This window comes from Roseibium sp. RKSG952 (assembly GCF_009711355.1).
Genome location: NZ_SMMF01000426.1, coordinates 1 through 934 on the forward strand (window position 1 = coordinate 1; position 934 = coordinate 934).

The 934-nt window shown below is 61.0% G+C and carries 1 protein-coding gene; it reads left to right on the forward strand.

All coding sequences use genetic code 11. From position 1 onward, the window contains the following. The coding region (gene tuf / locus E1297_RS01360; protein WP_155132938.1) for an elongation factor Tu at nt 1-934 on the forward strand (934 nt) is incomplete at its 5' end.

Consider the following 934-nt stretch of genomic DNA (forward strand, 5'->3'; position numbering starts at 1 on the left):
CGACTACGTCAAGAACATGATCACCGGTGCGGCCCAGATGGACGGTGCGATCCTCGTCGTGTCCTCCGCCGACGGCCCGATGCCGCAGACCCGCGAGCACATCCTGCTTGCCCGTCAGGTTGGTGTTCCGGCACTTGTCGTGTTCATGAACAAGGTTGACCAGGTCGACGACGAAGAGCTGCTCGAGCTCGTCGAAATGGAAATCCGCGAACTGCTGTCTTCCTACGAGTTCCCGGGCGACGACATTCCGATCGTCAAGGGCTCTGCTCTGGCAGCCGTTGAAGACCGCGATGCAGCCATCGGCCGCGACGCCATCAAGGAACTGATGGCTGCTGTTGATGACTACATCCCGACGCCCGAGCGTCCGAAGGATCAGCCGTTCCTGATGCCGATCGAGGACGTGTTCTCGATCTCCGGCCGTGGTACTGTTGTGACCGGCCGTGTCGAGCGCGGCATCGTCAAGGTGGGCGAAGAAGTCGAGATCGTCGGCATCAAGGACACCAAGAAGACGACCGTGACCGGCGTTGAAATGTTCCGCAAGCTGCTCGACAGCGGTGAAGCGGGCGACAACATCGGTGCACTGATCCGCGGCGTTGGCCGTGAAGAGGTCGAGCGTGGCCAGGTTCTGTGCAAGCCGGGTACTGTTACCCCGCACACGAAGTTCAAGGCTGAAGCCTACATCCTCACCAAGGAAGAGGGTGGCCGTCACACGCCGTTCTTCACCAACTACCGTCCGCAGTTCTACTTCCGCACGACGGACGTGACGGGTGTTGTGTCTCTGCCGGAAGGCACCGAGATGGTGATGCCGGGCGACAACGTGTCGGTCGAAGTCGAGCTGATCGTGCCGATCGCCATGGAAGAAGGTCTGCGTTTCGCGATCCGCGAAGGTGGCCGGACCGTCGGCGCTGGCGTCGTCGCATCCATCATCGAATAA